Source organism: Rouxiella silvae (assembly GCF_002093625.1).
GTDB classification, from domain to species: Bacteria; Pseudomonadota; Gammaproteobacteria; order Enterobacterales; family Enterobacteriaceae; genus Rouxiella; species Rouxiella silvae.
The window spans coordinates 23,219-37,885 of record NZ_MRWD01000023.1 but is presented as its reverse complement, the minus strand read 5'-3'; the positions used below and the strand labels follow the sequence as shown (position 1 = coordinate 37,885).

14 protein-coding genes are annotated in these 14,667 nt (G+C 53.5%); 3 read left to right on the top strand and 11 right to left on the bottom strand.

What is annotated here, in order from left to right:
• Position 1: 1 nt before the first annotated feature.
• Positions 2-457: a rhodanese-like domain-containing protein gene (locus BS639_RS11170; RefSeq protein WP_084983118.1), complete on the bottom strand. Its 456-nt coding sequence runs from the start codon at positions 455-457 to the stop codon at positions 2-4.
• A gap of 83 nt (positions 458-540) precedes the next feature.
• Between BS639_RS11170 and pdxR the strand changes: the two genes are divergently transcribed.
• A complete protein-coding gene (gene pdxR / locus BS639_RS11165) occupies positions 541-2,094 on the top strand; it encodes a MocR-like pyridoxine biosynthesis transcription factor PdxR (RefSeq protein WP_084983131.1) in 1,554 nt (517 codons plus the stop codon).
• 11 nt (positions 2,095-2,105) lie between these two features.
• Here the strand turns inward: pdxR and BS639_RS11160 are convergent, their stop codons facing one another.
• The 4 genes from BS639_RS11160 to fabB all read right to left on the bottom strand — a co-directional run bounded on the left by BS639_RS11160 (position 2,106) and on the right by fabB (position 6,850).
• A complete protein-coding gene (locus BS639_RS11160) occupies positions 2,106-3,230 on the bottom strand; it encodes an SLC13 family permease (RefSeq protein WP_055779292.1) in 1,125 nt (374 codons plus the stop codon).
• Between the two features lie 162 nt (positions 3,231-3,392).
• Entirely contained in the window at positions 3,393-4,880 is a 1,488-nt protein-coding gene (locus BS639_RS11155; RefSeq protein WP_084983117.1) for a PepSY-associated TM helix domain-containing protein, read from the bottom strand.
• Between the two features lie 131 nt (positions 4,881-5,011).
• The gene (locus BS639_RS11150; protein ID WP_084983130.1) at positions 5,012-5,497 is read right to left on the bottom strand and encodes a DUF2946 domain-containing protein; all 486 of its coding nucleotides are present in this window, start codon (positions 5,495-5,497) and stop codon (positions 5,012-5,014) included.
• Between the two features lie 129 nt (positions 5,498-5,626).
• Positions 5,627-6,850: a beta-ketoacyl-ACP synthase I gene (gene fabB / locus BS639_RS11145; RefSeq protein ID WP_055779297.1), complete on the bottom strand. Its 1,224-nt coding sequence runs from the start codon at positions 6,848-6,850 to the stop codon at positions 5,627-5,629.
• A 170-nt stretch (positions 6,851-7,020) separates the two neighbouring features.
• Here fabB and mnmC point away from each other — a divergent pair, with 170 nt between their 5' ends.
• Positions 7,021-9,075, top strand: coding sequence for a bifunctional tRNA (5-methylaminomethyl-2-thiouridine)(34)-methyltransferase MnmD/FAD-dependent 5-carboxymethylaminomethyl-2-thiouridine(34) oxidoreductase MnmC (gene mnmC / locus BS639_RS11140; protein WP_084983116.1), 2,055 nt, complete (start codon positions 7,021-7,023; stop codon positions 9,073-9,075).
• 67 nt (positions 9,076-9,142) lie between these two features.
• On the opposite strand, the gene BS639_RS11135 is transcribed toward mnmC, so the two are convergent.
• The 5 genes from BS639_RS11135 to prmB form a co-directional block, all read right to left on the bottom strand.
• The gene (locus tag BS639_RS11135; protein ID WP_055779303.1) at positions 9,143-9,433 is read right to left on the bottom strand and encodes a YfcL family protein; all 291 of its coding nucleotides are present in this window, start codon (positions 9,431-9,433) and stop codon (positions 9,143-9,145) included.
• Positions 9,434-9,494: 61 nt separating this feature from the next.
• The gene (locus BS639_RS11130; RefSeq protein WP_055779306.1) at positions 9,495-10,049 is read right to left on the bottom strand and encodes an elongation factor P hydroxylase; all 555 of its coding nucleotides are present in this window, start codon (positions 10,047-10,049) and stop codon (positions 9,495-9,497) included.
• A 48-nt stretch (positions 10,050-10,097) separates the two neighbouring features.
• On the bottom strand, positions 10,098-10,934 hold the full coding sequence (gene mepA / locus BS639_RS11125; protein ID WP_084983115.1) for a penicillin-insensitive murein endopeptidase: 837 nt from the start codon (positions 10,932-10,934) through the stop codon (positions 10,098-10,100).
• A 43-nt stretch (positions 10,935-10,977) separates the two neighbouring features.
• Positions 10,978-12,063 carry a chorismate synthase gene (gene aroC, locus BS639_RS11120; RefSeq protein ID WP_055779312.1) on the bottom strand — a complete coding sequence of 362 codons (1,086 nt, stop codon included), beginning with the start codon at positions 12,061-12,063 and terminating at the stop codon, positions 10,978-10,980.
• 39 nt (positions 12,064-12,102) lie between these two features.
• Positions 12,103-13,035, bottom strand: a complete 933-nt coding sequence (prmB, locus tag BS639_RS11115) for a 50S ribosomal protein L3 N(5)-glutamine methyltransferase (RefSeq protein WP_055779519.1) — start codon at positions 13,033-13,035, stop codon at positions 12,103-12,105.
• Between the two features lie 187 nt (positions 13,036-13,222).
• Between prmB and smrB the strand changes: the two genes are divergently transcribed.
• The gene (gene smrB, locus BS639_RS11110; protein WP_055779315.1) at positions 13,223-13,768 is read left to right on the top strand and encodes an endonuclease SmrB; all 546 of its coding nucleotides are present in this window, start codon (positions 13,223-13,225) and stop codon (positions 13,766-13,768) included.
• Positions 13,769-13,838: 70 nt separating this feature from the next.
• Here smrB and sixA read toward each other — a convergent pair whose 3' ends face one another.
• Positions 13,839-14,327, bottom strand: a complete 489-nt coding sequence (sixA, locus tag BS639_RS11105; RefSeq protein ID WP_055779318.1) for a phosphohistidine phosphatase SixA — start codon at positions 14,325-14,327, stop codon at positions 13,839-13,841.
• Positions 14,328-14,667: the final 340 nt, after the last annotated feature.

Below are 14,667 nucleotides of genomic sequence, written 5' to 3'. Positions count from 1 at the left end.
TTCAATCGCACCCGCAGTCTTCTGCCTGCCAGTTGGCCGGATAAACTCCGGCCTCAGTGCCTTTTGCCTGTGGGTGGCCATCGCGTAGCCAAAAATCCAGCCCGCCTATCAGCTCCTTAACGTGAAACCCTAGCCTGGCAAGTTTGTAGGCGCCTTGCGTCGAGCCATTGCAGCCAATACCGTCGCAGTAGGTGACATACACTTTATCTCTGTCCAAACGGGCCGTGGACTGTTCGTTCATCAACCGATGGGGAAAGCTGACCGCACCGGGAATATGCCCTGCCTGATAATGCTGTTCCGAACGGGTATCAATCACCACCATCCCGGAGATTTGATGACGTAAATCTTCAGCTACGTCCCACGCATCACTATAAAAACTCAATTTCGTGTGCAAATACTGCTCGCTGAGGTGAGGTGACGGTGGTGGAAAAGCCAAAACTTTAGATTCGTGCGGCATACATTTTTCCTTATCGAAAGTGATTTGCTGAAAATAGCGAATGAGCGTGCTGTTAGCTCTTTATTTTGCCGCGTTTTGGCCTTATGTTTAATACCAATATCTCGCTTTTGATAAGACCCATTTTGACATTTAAAAATGAAAACTCTATTAGAAATCAGCGTGGAGCGTTAATCCAACTTTTCGAACAGACCCATGAAGCCTCTGCCCCACTGCGCGAACGGCTTTGCACGGCTCTGAGATTGGCTATTATTCAGGGAATTCTGCCGCCCCTCCAGCGGCTACCGTCCTCGCGACTGCTGGCCAGCGATTTAAGAATATCGCGTATTACCGTTGAGGCAGCCTACGGGCAGATTGAGGCAGAGGGCTATATCACGCGGCAGGTCGGCAAAGGGACATTTGTCAGTGACCATTTTCCGCAATCCCGCCCTAGGCGACTCTCGTCTTCTCACACATCAACAGGCGCAACTCAGCAGACAGCGCAAAAGACGCCCCTTTCTTCACGAGGCGCTGCAATTATCGCCACCGGCGGCTGTCAGGATCCGCTCTCTCCCCTCCCTTTTGCGGCAGGTTCTCCCGATTTGCGCGCTTTCCCAGTTAAAACCTGGCGTCAGTTGACCAATAAAGCGCTGAGACTCAAAAGTGATGCGCTGTTCGGCTATGGCGACCCACAGGGTTATCTGCCTCTGCGCGAGGCAGTCGCGGGTTATTTGCAGCAGTCGCGCGGGGTCAAGTGCTGCGCAGAACACATCGTCATCACTACCAGCTCACAGCAGGCACTGCAACTACTTGCTACCCTACTCATCGACGAAGGTGAACCGGTATGGACTGAGCAACCAGGCTACCTTGGCGCGCGCAACGCTTTTACCAGCGCCGGCGCACGGCTTTGCGGCATACCGGTTGATGAACAAGGCATGCGTTTTGATGACAGCGCACCTGCCCCGAAGCTCATTTATCTCACCCCTTCACATCATTACCCGAGCGGAGTCAGTCTGAGTCTGTCGCGCAGGATAGCGCTGCTTGACTACGCCAAACGGCACCAGAGCTGGATTATCGAGGACGATTACGACAGCGAGTTACACTACGACGGGCGACCGTTCCCCGCCATGCAGGGGCTGGATAACCACAATCAGGTTATTTATCTAGGGACCTTTTCCAAAGTGCTGTTCCCTTCTCTGCGCGTGGCTTACGTGGTGTTGCCGCCGGGCCTGGTCCAACCAATGACCCAACTGCGCACGGTGTATGACGGGCACACTTCTCAGTTGATGCAGGCAGTTACCGCTGAGTTTATCCAGCAGGGGCACTTCGTGGCTCATTTGCGCTATATGCGCCAGCTTTATCAGAGTCGCCGTGATCATTTACTGGCGCAAATTAACCAGAAACTCGCGCACTGGATGCAGCCTCAACCCGCCGCCGGAGGACTTCAGCTTTCGGTTCGCCTGCCTCACGGACAAGAAGAACCCTTGACTCAACAGGCGCTTAAATTAGGCGTAATAACCCCGGGTCTTTCTGCGCTCTACTTACCGCAAACACCGATCGAATCCGCTACGCGTGACGGCTGGTTGCTGGGTTTTTCAGCGCTGACACCCGCCGAAATCACCGCCGCGATCGACCGTTTGACCCGTATCAAGATAAGGTAAAGGTGCAAAATTTAGTTAATCCAGGCCAATAAAATCCAACCGACCACGCCACTCAGCAGCAAAAAGGGAAAAGAGTAACAGTGAAACAGTAGCCAAATCTTTTTCTCACCCGACATGCGCATGGCAATCAGATTCGCCAGCGAGCCTATCGCCAAACCAAAGCCACCAGCATTGACGGCGTAAGCCAGCAGCGCATTGGCGGGAATATAGTTCACCAGCAAAATAGTCGCAGGTACGTTACTAATAATCTGCGAAAGCCCCATCCCCAGCAGATAATGCCCATACTCCGGCAGTCCGGCGATGCTGCCTAGCGCCTGCTGCAACGGCCCAATGCTCACAATAAGGCGCACGTCGATAAACATAATGATAAATACCAGGATCAGCGGCCAGTCAATGCGCAGCAGAACCTGTCTCGACATCAGCATGAAGCCGATGAACACCGCGATTAGCCCATACATTGCCAGACCTAAATCGACACACACAATAAACAGCAAATAAAGCACGACGCACGCCGTCAGCAACGGCTTACTGAATGCACTATTCTGCTGGCTTTCTTTTTTCTTTAACGCATGGGATGGGAAGCTGACCCAAGTCACCACCAGCAGTGCAGCCATAGATGCCAGCGCCAGCGGGGCCATTTGCCCAATAAAATGCAAAAATGACAGGCCCGAGCGGCTCCACAGCAGAATGTTTTGCGGATTACCAACCGGTGTCAGCAAAGAACCCGCGTTTACCGCCAGCGCCTCAAAAATAATCAGCTTTGTCACCGGCAAAGAGGTTAATTTTTTTAGCGTGATGGTCAGAGGTACCACAATGAACAGCGCCACGTCGTTGGTCATAAACGTAGACAGCACGGCAGCGGCAGCCACCAAAAACAGCGCTAGCCAGCGTTCATTGTCCAGCGTGTTAATCATTTTCCTACCGACCACATCGAAATAGCCACTGATTTCAACGCCTTTCGTCAGCATCAGTAAACCCAGTAACGTGACGATAGTGTTCCAGTCAACAAAATTGGCAAACTGAGTGACTTTCTCGGTCTGAAAAACGGTCAATACCGCGCCAAGCACTAACAGAATATGCAGAAACCGGTCACGTAAAAAGGGCCGAAAAAGAAGAACTAATGTCTGAGACAGCATAGAAATATCACAAACTCTAGGAGTTAAAGGGAGTTTGCTGACGTTACCTCAGGCAATAAGATTACGCCATAGCGAATGCGTGACTCTCCGCGACGTATTCCAAAAATGATAAAAAAAGAGACGCAAGAAAGCGCCTCAGATTTGTTGATGTCCTATTTATCGCTAACGCGCAGAAGTCGCCGACAGCAGACGCTCGCCACGGCTTTGACGCAGCCAGCGCAGCAGATCAATCACCAAGAACAGCAGCAGACTGACGCCCATCACCGGCAGACTGAATGCCAGCGCCACCGCCAATGCCAGCAAAATCCAGCGAGGTACAATCGGCACAGCGCGCCAGGTATGAATCAGCGTGGTTGCTGGACTGCGTTGCCCTGTCATTTTTGGCCTGCGCTGCCACCAAATTACGTAGCCCCAGCCTATTAATGCGCAGGTTCCGAGGCCGAAAAACACCAGTAATAGCTGGTTCCATAGGCCAAACAGCACCCCCATATGGGCATCAACGCCCCACCGAGTGAGTTTTGCCAGCAGTGGGAAGTTTTTGAAATAGACATGATCAACGATGTGCAGGTCATTCGCATCAACGGATACTGCATCAACCTGCGTAGGCCATCCGCGGTCAACCTCACTTACCGTCCAGGCTTTAGCGGGATTATAAGAGGGACGAACTTCGATTTTCTTCGCGTCAATACCCGCCGCGCGTGCGGCTGCCACTACCCCGTCAAAGGTTGAGGCTTTTACCTGCACCGACTTTGCGGCCGCAGGTAGCACACTGCTCATATCCATATCGGGCATGTCCGCCATTTTCATTGTGCCCATTGGAGAGACGTGATGCTCAGCGTGTTCATTGGCAGGGGGTACAGATTTACCCTGCCCGAGCTGCGTTGAAACCGACGGCGTAAGCCACCCCATATCCGCACGCAAAATCCCGATATTATTGCCCGCCCACTGTGACCAGGTTAGGCCCGTAGCCGAAAAAAACAGCAAACCCGCTAGCAGAATAAGCCCAAGCGTGGTGTGCCACAGTCGGCTGCGACGCTGACGTGTCCCCTGCTTGCTCATTCTTCGTGTCCCCTTTTGCCCACTGCGGGTAAACGCCCACAGCAGAAGGCCGCCGAACGCAGCCACCCACAACCACGACGCTGCCAATTCGCTGTAATTACGCCCGATATCGCCCAGCAGCAGACCACGGTGTAAATCATCCAGCCAGGTGCGAAACGGCAATATGCCGCTGGTGCCATACACCACCACGTCACCTTTCACGTCGAGCGTCACGGGATCGATAAAGATGGCTCTGCTTTTAGAGGCGCCCAGCCCAGCCTGAGAAAACTGTACGCGGGTAGTTTCCCCTTTTACCGGTGCGGGACGCACGGCGTAGATTTCCGCCCGATCGCCAACCACCGTTCGCGCGGCATCAATTTGTCGGGACAGCGGCTGTGTATCACCCCGAGATGCGGTAAACAACTGTTCGGCATACAGATAATTTTCAATTTGTGGTGTAACGACGTAAAGCACGCCGGTAAACGCGGCAATAAAAATAAACGGCCCGACAAATAGACCCATATAAAAGTGGAGGCGTTTAAGCAGTGCCAGTGCGGCGGCTTTACCGCTCACATCGCCCGTCGTGCTAAAGCAGCCAAGAGATTGACTCATAAGTAACATCCTGAATCTGTTCAGTATAAAATCAAATAACGCCACGACCGCGCTGAATGAGAGGCGGTAGCAGCACGTCATTTTGCAGGTGAATGATTTTGAATACGGTAGGCCATTAACGCCAAATGGCGTTAGGCGACCAGAACAGTTGCAGGAGGGGCGCGTGGCTGAGAATTGCTAAATAAAGGCGCGGAGATCGGACACTGAATAGCACAAGGCAGCGGCGGACGAACCACCTCGGCCATCGACCACAACAGCGGAATCGCCAGCAAAACCAGCAGAGGCAGGTGCATCAGCAGCACGCAGTAGCCACATGCCGCGTCCATCATATCCACGGGAGTCATGGCTGCTAACGGCGATGATGGGAGAGCTTCGTGCGACATTTGATCGGCGTTGTGCCTGTCGTGCGTCGCAGACAGGCTCATATCGTGCATCGGTGCGGCAGACATTTCCATCGATGACATATCCATTCCCGCCATCATCGGAACAGGTATTCCCTGAGCAACCAAGGCTTTGGACACCACTGGCGCGATAAATAGCATCAAAATCGCGCAAATTCCCAGCCATGCGGGGAAGCGACGTCGTGAGTGAGCTATCTGGCCTATGGAAATCATCATCAATGAAAGTTTTAAAATTTTTAATTTAACAACGCGGGCGAGATTGTATCTGAAATGTTTATAAAATGCAGGCAAAAGAAAGCCCGCAACGACGCGGGCTTAGATAGATTTTTATAGACTTAACAATGATTAACGGTTGTTAGTCATTTTACGCATTACCAGAGTCGCGTTGGTTCCGCCGAAGCCGAAGCTGTTTGACATCACCGTGGTCAGTTGACGCTCAGTGGGTTCAGTCACGATATTCAGACCTACTGCCGCTTCGTCGAGATTTTCAACGTTGATGCTTGGCGCAATGAAGTTGTTCTCGGCCATCAGCAAGGTATAAATCGCTTCCTGCACGCCAGCAGCACCCAACGAGTGGCCGGTCATTGCTTTGGTCGAAGAGATTGCCGGGGAGTTATCGCCAAACACTTCGCGAACGGCACCCAGCTCTTTCACGTCGCCGATTGGGGTAGAGGTGCCGTGCACGTTGAGGTAGTCAATCGGGGTATCAACGCCCTGCATTGCCATCTTCATGCAACGAACCGCGCCTTCACCTGATGGAGCAACCATATCCGCGCCGTCTGACGTTGCGCCATAGCCGATGATTTCGGCATAGATGTGCGCGCCACGCGCCAGTGCGTGCTCAAGTTCCTCAACCACTACCATGCCGCCGCCGCCGGCAATAACAAAGCCGTCGCGTTCGGTGTCATAGGTACGGGATGCTTTATCAGGCGTCTCGTTGTAGCCGCGGGACATAGCGCCCATTGCGTCGAATTCGCAGGCCATTTCCCAGCACAGCTCTTCGCCGCCGCCAGCAAAAACAATATCTTGCTTGCCAAGTTGGATCATTTCTACCGCGTTACCGATGCAGTGAGCAGAGGTTGCGCAGGCAGAGCTGATGGAATAGTTAACGCCGCGGATCTTGAACGGTGTTGCCAGGCAGGCAGAAACGCCGGATGCCATCGCTTTGGTCACCATGTAAGGGCCCACGCCTTTTAGGCCGCGAGGTGAACGCATTGCGTCAGAACCTGCAACCTGATTACGCGGAGAACCGCCGCCAGAGCCTGCAATCAGACCAGTGCGTTCATTGGAGACCATTTCTGGCGTCAGGCCAGAGTCGGCAATTGCCTGTTCCATTGAAAGATAAGCATAAACGGAGGCGTCACTCATGAAACGCAGGACTTTACGGTCGATAAGACCGGTCGTGTCCAGTTTTACATTGCCCCAGACTTGGCTTCTCATACCGGCATCTTTAAATTCTTGCGAGAAGGTTATCCCTGATGTGCCTTTTTTAAGCGACTCCAGAACTTCCTGCTTGTTGTTACCGATGCTCGAGATAATGCCCAGACCAGTAATGACAGCACGTTTCATTTAATACCTCTTTTTACTATTAACTTTTCGGGATTTCGTCACGCACTTTAGCGTACAGTTGTACGCCGAACAAGTCCGATCAGCAATTCGTTGTGTAAAGAATTGAAATTTGCGCGCAGCATAACAGACAGTTAAACTTCGCGCACAGCCTAGAACCCAGAGAGTTTTACGTGGATCACAACCCCATACAACCGGCCGATTTAAGCTGGAACGAACAGGGTACACCTGTTTCCCGACAGTTTGATGACATCTACTTTTCGGATCAGGGCGGCCTGCACGAAACGCGTCACGTGTTTCTTAATGGCAACCATTTTCCCGCGCGATTTGCCACTCACCCTCGCCCACTTTTGGTGGTTGCAGAAACGGGTTTTGGCACCGGTTTAAACTTTCTGACGCTCTGGCAGTCCTTTACAGAATTCAGTCAATCTTCAGACGAATTCAAGCAACAGCCTCATCAGACAACGCTTGAGCGATTACATTTCATCAGCTATGAAAAATTTCCGCTTTCGGTAGAAGATTTGGAGATGGCGCACCGTAACTGGCCCGAATTAGCTCCTTTTGCTGAAAAACTGCGTCAACAGTGGCCGCTGCCTTTTGCCGGTTGTCATCGCCTGCTGCTTGACGGCGGCCGCGTTACGCTGGACCTGTGGTTCGGTGACGTCACGCATCTGCTGCCCAACAGTGACCCAAGCCTTTATCAACAAGTGGATGCCTGGTTCCTTGACGGCTTTGCCCCGTCGAAAAATCCCGACATGTGGAGCGACGAATTGTTTGCTTCGATGGCAAAGCTGAGTCGGGTCGAGGGTACTTTCGCCACCTTTACGGCGGCAGGTTTTGTACGCCGCGGGCTACAGCAGGCCGGTTTCAACGTCAGTAAAGTAAAAGGACACGGCAAGAAGCGCGAGATGCTCAGCGGATGGCGGGCTGATAACCCGATTGCTGCGCATCCTGCCCCGTGGTATGCCCGTCCAGCGGCAAAAAATCCGCAAGATGTGGCTATTATTGGCGGCGGCGTGGCCAGCGCGCTGCTCTCACTGGCGTTGCTGCGTCGCGGCTATCAGGTGACGCTGTATTGCGCCGATGAATCGCCCGCGCAGGGTGCCTCGGGAAACCGTCAGGGCGCGCTTTATCCGCTGCTCAATGGTCGGCATGACGCCATTGAGCAATTTTTTGCTCACGCCTTTACCTTTGCTCGCCGCCAGTACACGCAGTTTTCGAACATTGGTCTGCAATTCGATGGCCAATGGTGTGGCGTAGCGCAGTTGGGGTTCGATGAAAAAAGTCAGCTCAAGATAGATAAGCTGCTTGAGGGCGGATGGCCGCAGGCTTTGGCGAGCGGCCTCAACGCGCAGCAAATGGCCGAAGAAGTGGGGTTGGCCTGTGATGCCGGTGGCGTACATTACCCACTGGGTGGCTGGCTGTGCCCTGCCGAATTGACGGCGAAGGCCATAGACTACGCGCAGTCGCTCGGCCTGCGGGTGCATTATCAGCATCAGGTAACCGCGCTGGCGGCGACAGACTCTCAAGGTTGGCGGGTAGAATTTGCCGAGCAAACGGCAAAAGAACACGCTACGCTGGTGATGGCCAACGGTGCGGCCATTGCGGCGTTTGAGCAAAGCGCAAGACTCCCAGTTTACGCGGTAAGTGGGCAGGTTTCTCATATTCCCACCACGCCATCGCTGAGCAAACTTAGACAGGTGCTGTGCTATGACGGCTATCTGACGCCGGTGAATCCCAATAACCACCAGCACTGCATAGGTGCAAGCTATCATCGCGCCGAGCAGTTAGCCGTTTACCGCGATGAAGATCAGTTGCAAAATCGCCAGCGGCTGATTGACTGCCTGCCCGAACAGCCGTGGCCGCAGGAGATTGACGTCAGCGCCGGATTGGCCCGCAACGGCGTGCGCTGCGCCACGCGCGACCACTTGCCGATGGTTGGCAGCGTGCCAGACTACGACAGCCTGCTAAGCACCTATGAAGATTTGCCAACGCAGCTTCAGCAGCAACAGTCCGTTGAACCATCACCGGTGCACGCCAATCTGTTTATGCTCGGCGCACTCGGGTCGCGGGGATTAAGTTCCGCCCCTTTGGCTGCCGAGATCCTGGCGGCACAGATTGCCGGTGAACCACAGCCACTCGAGGCTTCAACGTTGGCGGCGCTTAATCCTAACCGCATGTGGGTTAGAAAGCTGATTAAAGGCCGACCGGTTACTCATCACGATTGAGGTCTGCCCGATGTAAAAAGGGCCCGTAAAGGGCCCTTAATATTTGACTGGAACACGGGTGTGCTCTTTATTCACGCTCAGTTTCAGGCAAGGCTTTCTGGTAAAGGTTTTCCCACATACCCAGCACCAACACCTGATCGCGCGGTGAAAGCTCACCCGCCAGGATTGCCTTATCCAGACTGCTCTGCACGCGAGCTTTTAACTGCTGCGAAGTATTCTCACCGTTGGCTTCGGCTTCTGCGACCGAAACAGTCAGATGACCTTGCAGATAGCCGCTTGCAAACAGCTCATCGTCAGTCGCGCTTTCAACCATGTCTTCAATCAGCGCGAAAATACGCCCTTCAAATTCTGCGATCATCCTGTTCCTTACTGTATCTCTGCCCGCAAAAAAATCACGATGACGGGCAAGGTTCTTATTATTAAAGCTCTTGAGGAGCGGGAAAAGAGTCGGCACTCAATGGTGCGGTATTATAAAACGACTGCAGCGCTTCGATAAAGCGCGCCGGGCGCTCAGGCAGCCCTTTCTGCAGCGTCTTCAAAACTTCTGCACGAACCTTGTGCTGAAAACCAATCCGGTCGGGTTCACAGTCGCCGCTCAGATTGTCACAGCTGACGTTAAAATTAAAGCCCGCGGCAGCGCAGAACATCCATTCGTATGACTGGGGCTTTATTTCAACCGACTCAAACTCACTTTGCGTCTGCGCATCGCGGCCATCGGGGCAGTACCAATAGCCGAAATCCACCCGTTTGCGCCTTTCTGCCCCCGCCACGCACCAGTGAGAAATCTCGTGCAGCGCGCTGGCATAATAGCCGTGTGCGAAAACGATGCGGTTAAAATCCTCCTGCTCGTCGGCAGGCAGATAAATCGGCTCGTCGTCGCCGCGGATCAGGCGAGTATTGAAATCCTGACTGAAGCAGCCATCAAAAATTTCAATGAGCTGCTGATAATGATGTTTTTCCGTTGAATCTGACATAGTGACTGACTAACTCAATATAAAGCGAAACGGCAAAGGGAACGGCGGTTAAAGCTGGCCCACGTGTTTATCAAGTAACGCCTGACAAACGGCCGGCAGCGGCGGTGGCTCGCGCTTTTCAGGTACGCCACTGCCCGGCTTTGGCGGCAGGAACCAGCTTTGCAGCTCTGCACCACAGCCGTCACCCGCTGGAGGCGGTGCCTGACTTTCACAGTTATGGTCACCCACCGGACAGCGCAGGCGAACGTGCATGTGTGCACGGTGCCCAAACCACGGCCTGACTTTATGCAACCATTCACGGTCGCTGCCCGCATCGACACAAAGCTGCTGTTTAATCGCCGGATTGACAAAAATGCGCACCACGTCGGTGTCTTCAGCCGCAAGCTTAATCAGCTTTTCGATCTGCGGCTGCCATTGGCTTTTAACAATGCTTTTACCGTCGCGGCTAACCAAATCAATCGGCTGCGGTTTTAGCAGCTGTTGCTCAGTCCATCGTTTACGCGGCAGTTGCAGCCAGATATCGACGTCGAGACCTGACTGATGACTGGCATGTCCGCTGCTAAAACGCCCTCCGGCGGGCATTGCCATATCGCCAATCAGCACGGTGCCCAAACTCTGACGATTAGCCTCTGACGACAAGCGCTTGATAAAGGTCAGCAGGTCCGGTTGACCAAAGTAGCGGCGCTGATCCGTTCTCATCACCTGATAGTCAGGCGAGTCGAGCGGCAGAGATTTAGCCCCTATCTGGCAGCCATTGGCATAGCTGCCTACCGCCTGCGGAACGCCGGCAATAGGCTGAGTGATACGCTGCCACGGCGTTACCGCCAGTGCGGGGAAAGCCACCGCTGCGGCCAACAGGCCGATCAATCCGATTTTTATGCGCATGCTTTAACAGCGTCCTCTGCCTAAAGTCAGTCTTTTCAGTTCACTACCAGCGTGGAACGCTAGAGTTAACATCGCCACACTGCGCGCGCTGGCGCAGCAGGTGGTCCATCAACACAATGGCCATCATGGCTTCGGCAATGGGCACGGCGCGAATGCCAACACAAGGGTCGTGACGACCTTTGGTGATCATTTCGACCTGCTCGCCTTCGCGATTGATAGTGCGACCCGGCACGGTAATGCTCGACGTTGGCTTCAGGGCAATATGCGCAACCACCGCCTGACCGCTGCTGATGCCGCCCAGAATGCCGCCAGCGTGATTGCTTTCAAAGCCCTGCGGCGTGATTTCGTCACGGTTTTCGCTGCCACGCTTATTCACAACGGCAAAACCGTCACCGATTTCAACGCCTTTCACCGCGTTGATGCTCATCAGCGCGTGGGCAATGTCGGCGTCCAGACGGTCGAAAACCGGCTCGCCGAGTCCGGTTGGTACGTTTTCTGCCACCACGGTGATTTTGGCACCGATAGAATCACCGGCTTTTTTAAGCTCGCGCATCAGTTCGTCCAGTGCTTCAAGCTTGGACTCGTCCGGGCAGAAGAACGGGTTGGTTTCGACCAAATCCCAGTCTTTCAGCTCGCAGCTGACGTCGCCCATCTGTGCCAGATAGCCGCGAACCTTCACGCCAAACTTCTGCGCCAGATATTTTTTGGCGACAGCACCGGCGGCAACGCGCATCGCGGTTTCACGCGCAGAGGAACGACCGCCGCCGCGATAGTCACGAGTGCCATACTTTTGCTCGTAGGTGTAATCAGCGTGTCCCGGACGAAATACGTCTTTGATGGCGCTGTAATCCTGCGAACGCTGATCGGTATTTTCGATAATCAGACCAATGCTGGTACCGGTCGTTACGCCCTCAAACACGCCTGATAAAATTTTCACTTCATCGGCTTCACGACGCTGCGTGGTATAGCGAGACGTACCCGGACGACGGCGGTCGAGATCGTGCTGCAGGTCAGCCTCGGTCAGAGGAATACCCGGAGGAACGCCGTCAATAATACATCCCAACGCGATACCGTGGGATTCACCAAAAGTAGTGACGCGGAAAAATTGCCCAATACTGTTCCCAGCCATCACGGCTCCTTAAGCTGTGTGTTAACTGTTAAAATTCAATTAGCTGCGGTAGATACTGAAATGCGCCGCACAGTCCTGCAACTGTTGTTTGGTCAGCATAAATACGCCGTCACCGCCGTTCTCAAACTCCAGCCAGGTAAAGGGAATATCCGGATATTGTTCCATCAGATGTACCATGCTGTTGCCCACTTCACAAACCAGCACGCCGTTGTCAGTCAGGTAATCAGGCGCACAGGCCAGAATACGACGCGTCAGTTTCAAACCATCACTGCCGGAAGCCAAGCCTAATTCAGGCTCGTGGCGATATTCGTCCGGCAGGTCTGCCATGTCGTCTTCGTCAACGTACGGCGGGTTGGTTACAATCAGGTCGTATTGCAGCACAGGCAGTTCGCGGAACAGGTCAGAACGAATTGGCGTAACCCATTGCTCGATGCAGTGGGTGTCGATGTTACGTTCAGCAACCGCCAGCGCGTCGGCGGAGATATCTACCGCATCCACTTCCGTCTCGGGGAAGGCGTAAGCGCAGGCAATTGCGATACAGCCGCTGCCGGTGCACATATCAAGAATATGCTCAGGCTGGTGCTGCAAAATGCCGGCAAAGCGGTTGTTGATCAGTTCAGCAATCGGCGAGCGCGGAACCAGCACACGTTCATCAACGTAAAACTCCATACCGCAGAACCAGGCTTTATTGGTCAGGTAAGCAACAGGTACGCGCTCGTTGACGCGGCGGATCACGCGCTCAACAATACGATGACGCTCGCTGGAGGTCAGGCGCGCGGTGTGCATATCCTCTGGAATGTCGAGCGGCAGAAACACGCTTGGCAGCACCAGTTGTACGGCCTCGTCCCAAGGATTATCCGTTCCATGCCCGTAATAAACATTAGCGGCATTCAGGCGGCTGACGGTCCAGCGCAGCATATCCTGAATGGTATGCAGCTCACTGACGGCTTCGTCGACGAATATTTTATCCAATTTTCTCTCCTGGGTACGGCGGGTGGCTTTATTTACGGCCATAAAATTTCCGCATAGTTTGCCACGAAGACAGCAACAAATCAGCAGGTATCCCCTTTTGTTGCGAGATACCGCGAAACAGTTTTATTTAGAAAGGAAGCACTGAGCAGGTACACTGTAAAAATGTGCGAAGAATGATGATATAACGATGAAGAAAAAATTCTCCCTGAATAAGGAAGACCTCACCTTATTTCGTGAGGCGGTACCGGGCACCAAGCGTTTGAAAAACGATACTATTTTGCATAAACCTACGCGAAAGCCACAGGTTATTGCCTCGCCGAAACGGCTATTGCAAGAGCAGGTTGACGCAACGTACTATTTTTCCGATGAGTTCCAGCCGATGCTGGACAATGAAGGGCCGGTGCGTCACGTCAGGCCTGACGTCAGCCATTTTGAGCTAAAAAAACTGCGCCGCGGTGATTATTCACCGGAGCTTTTTCTGGACTTACATGGGCTTACCCAGCGTGAAGCGAAGCAGGAGCTGGGTGCGCTAATTGCCGCCTGTCGCCGTGAACACGTGCACTGTGCCTGTGTGATGCACGGGCACGGCAAACACATTTTAAAGCAACAGACACCGTTGTGGCTGGCACAGCACCCGGACGTAGAGGCTTTTCATCAGGCGCCGCGTGAGCTTGGGGGCAATGCGGCTCTGCTGGTCCTGGTCGAACTGGATGATAAAACGCGGGAAGACTAGGCATCAGCCCAGAAATGCAAAAAGGCACAGCGCGCTGTGCCTTTTTTACGTCTAACCACTGCGATTCGAATCAACCGCAGGCTTTTGCAATCACCTGCGAAGGACTGAACTGCCAGTCGAAACTTCCCTGCCCCGTGTCGGCGTTAATTTCAACGCTGGCCATGGCAGAGGTAGCGAACATTGGCGGACATTTCCCGGGGCATAATTCAGCCACCAGATAACCCACCAGCGGCAAGTGAGACACCACCAGTACGGAGCTAACCCCCTCTTTTGCCAAGGCCTGCAGCTCCTCGGCTACCAGAGCAGCATCGCCGCCGGGCGTCAATTCTGGCAACACGTCGACCTTTTCAGGAAGCGCTATCGCCTGACGCACTTTTTCCAGCGTTTGCTGCGCCCGCAAATAAGGGCTCACCAGAACACGCTGAATCTTAACGGAGCGGCCATTTAACCAGGACGCCATACATACTGTTTCGTCACATCCACAATCGGTAAGAGGTCTAACCGAATCGCTGGCTGCATCGAGAGCAGCCTCACCGTGACGCATAATCACAACTTGCATATTGCACCGCTTTTGTTAACAAAAATAGCGCTATACAGGTACGCTTCGCGTGCTGTATTACCCTTCTGCCCACATCCTAGCAGGGCACTACATCATCAGAACATCACCAAAACGTACCGTCGGAATGCCTGCGTCCTTAATAACGCTGTGGCATCTGTATCGCGGTCGGGCATTTTGCCTGAAAGTTATCGTAAATAAAACGCTGTTTTTTACACCAACTGAAAATGGATGTAAATAGACTGCTTATTTAATGACCATATCTAACGGTTAGGGTAGCTGATTAACGTTTACCAGAAACCCCGAATTAAGCCGTGATCTCCGTCACACCTACAGGCGAAAT

Coding starts and splice junctions, on each gene's coding strand:
- BS639_RS11170 (WP_084983118.1), bottom strand. CDS start 457: ATGCCGCACGAATCTAAAGTTTTGGCTTTTCCACCACCGTCACCTCAC.
- pdxR (WP_084983131.1), top strand. CDS start 541: ATGTTTAATACCAATATCTCGCTTTTGATAAGACCCATTTTGACATTT.
- BS639_RS11160 (WP_055779292.1), bottom strand. CDS start 3,230: ATGCTGTCTCAGACATTAGTTCTTCTTTTTCGGCCCTTTTTACGTGAC.
- BS639_RS11155 (WP_084983117.1), bottom strand. CDS start 4,880: ATGAGTCAATCTCTTGGCTGCTTTAGCACGACGGGCGATGTGAGCGGT.
- BS639_RS11150 (WP_084983130.1), bottom strand. CDS start 5,497: ATGATGATTTCCATAGGCCAGATAGCTCACTCACGACGTCGCTTCCCC.
- fabB (WP_055779297.1), bottom strand. CDS start 6,850: ATGAAACGTGCTGTCATTACTGGTCTGGGCATTATCTCGAGCATCGGT.
- BS639_RS11135 (WP_055779303.1), bottom strand. CDS start 9,433: ATGATCGCAGAATTTGAAGGGCGTATTTTCGCGCTGATTGAAGACATG.
- BS639_RS11130 (WP_055779306.1), bottom strand. CDS start 10,049: ATGTCAGATTCAACGGAAAAACATCATTATCAGCAGCTCATTGAAATT.
- mepA (WP_084983115.1), bottom strand. CDS start 10,934: ATGCGCATAAAAATCGGATTGATCGGCCTGTTGGCCGCAGCGGTGGCT.
- aroC (WP_055779312.1), bottom strand. CDS start 12,063: ATGGCTGGGAACAGTATTGGGCAATTTTTCCGCGTCACTACTTTTGGT.
- smrB (WP_055779315.1), top strand. CDS start 13,223: ATGAAGAAAAAATTCTCCCTGAATAAGGAAGACCTCACCTTATTTCGT.
- sixA (WP_055779318.1), bottom strand. CDS start 14,327: ATGCAAGTTGTGATTATGCGTCACGGTGAGGCTGCTCTCGATGCAGCC.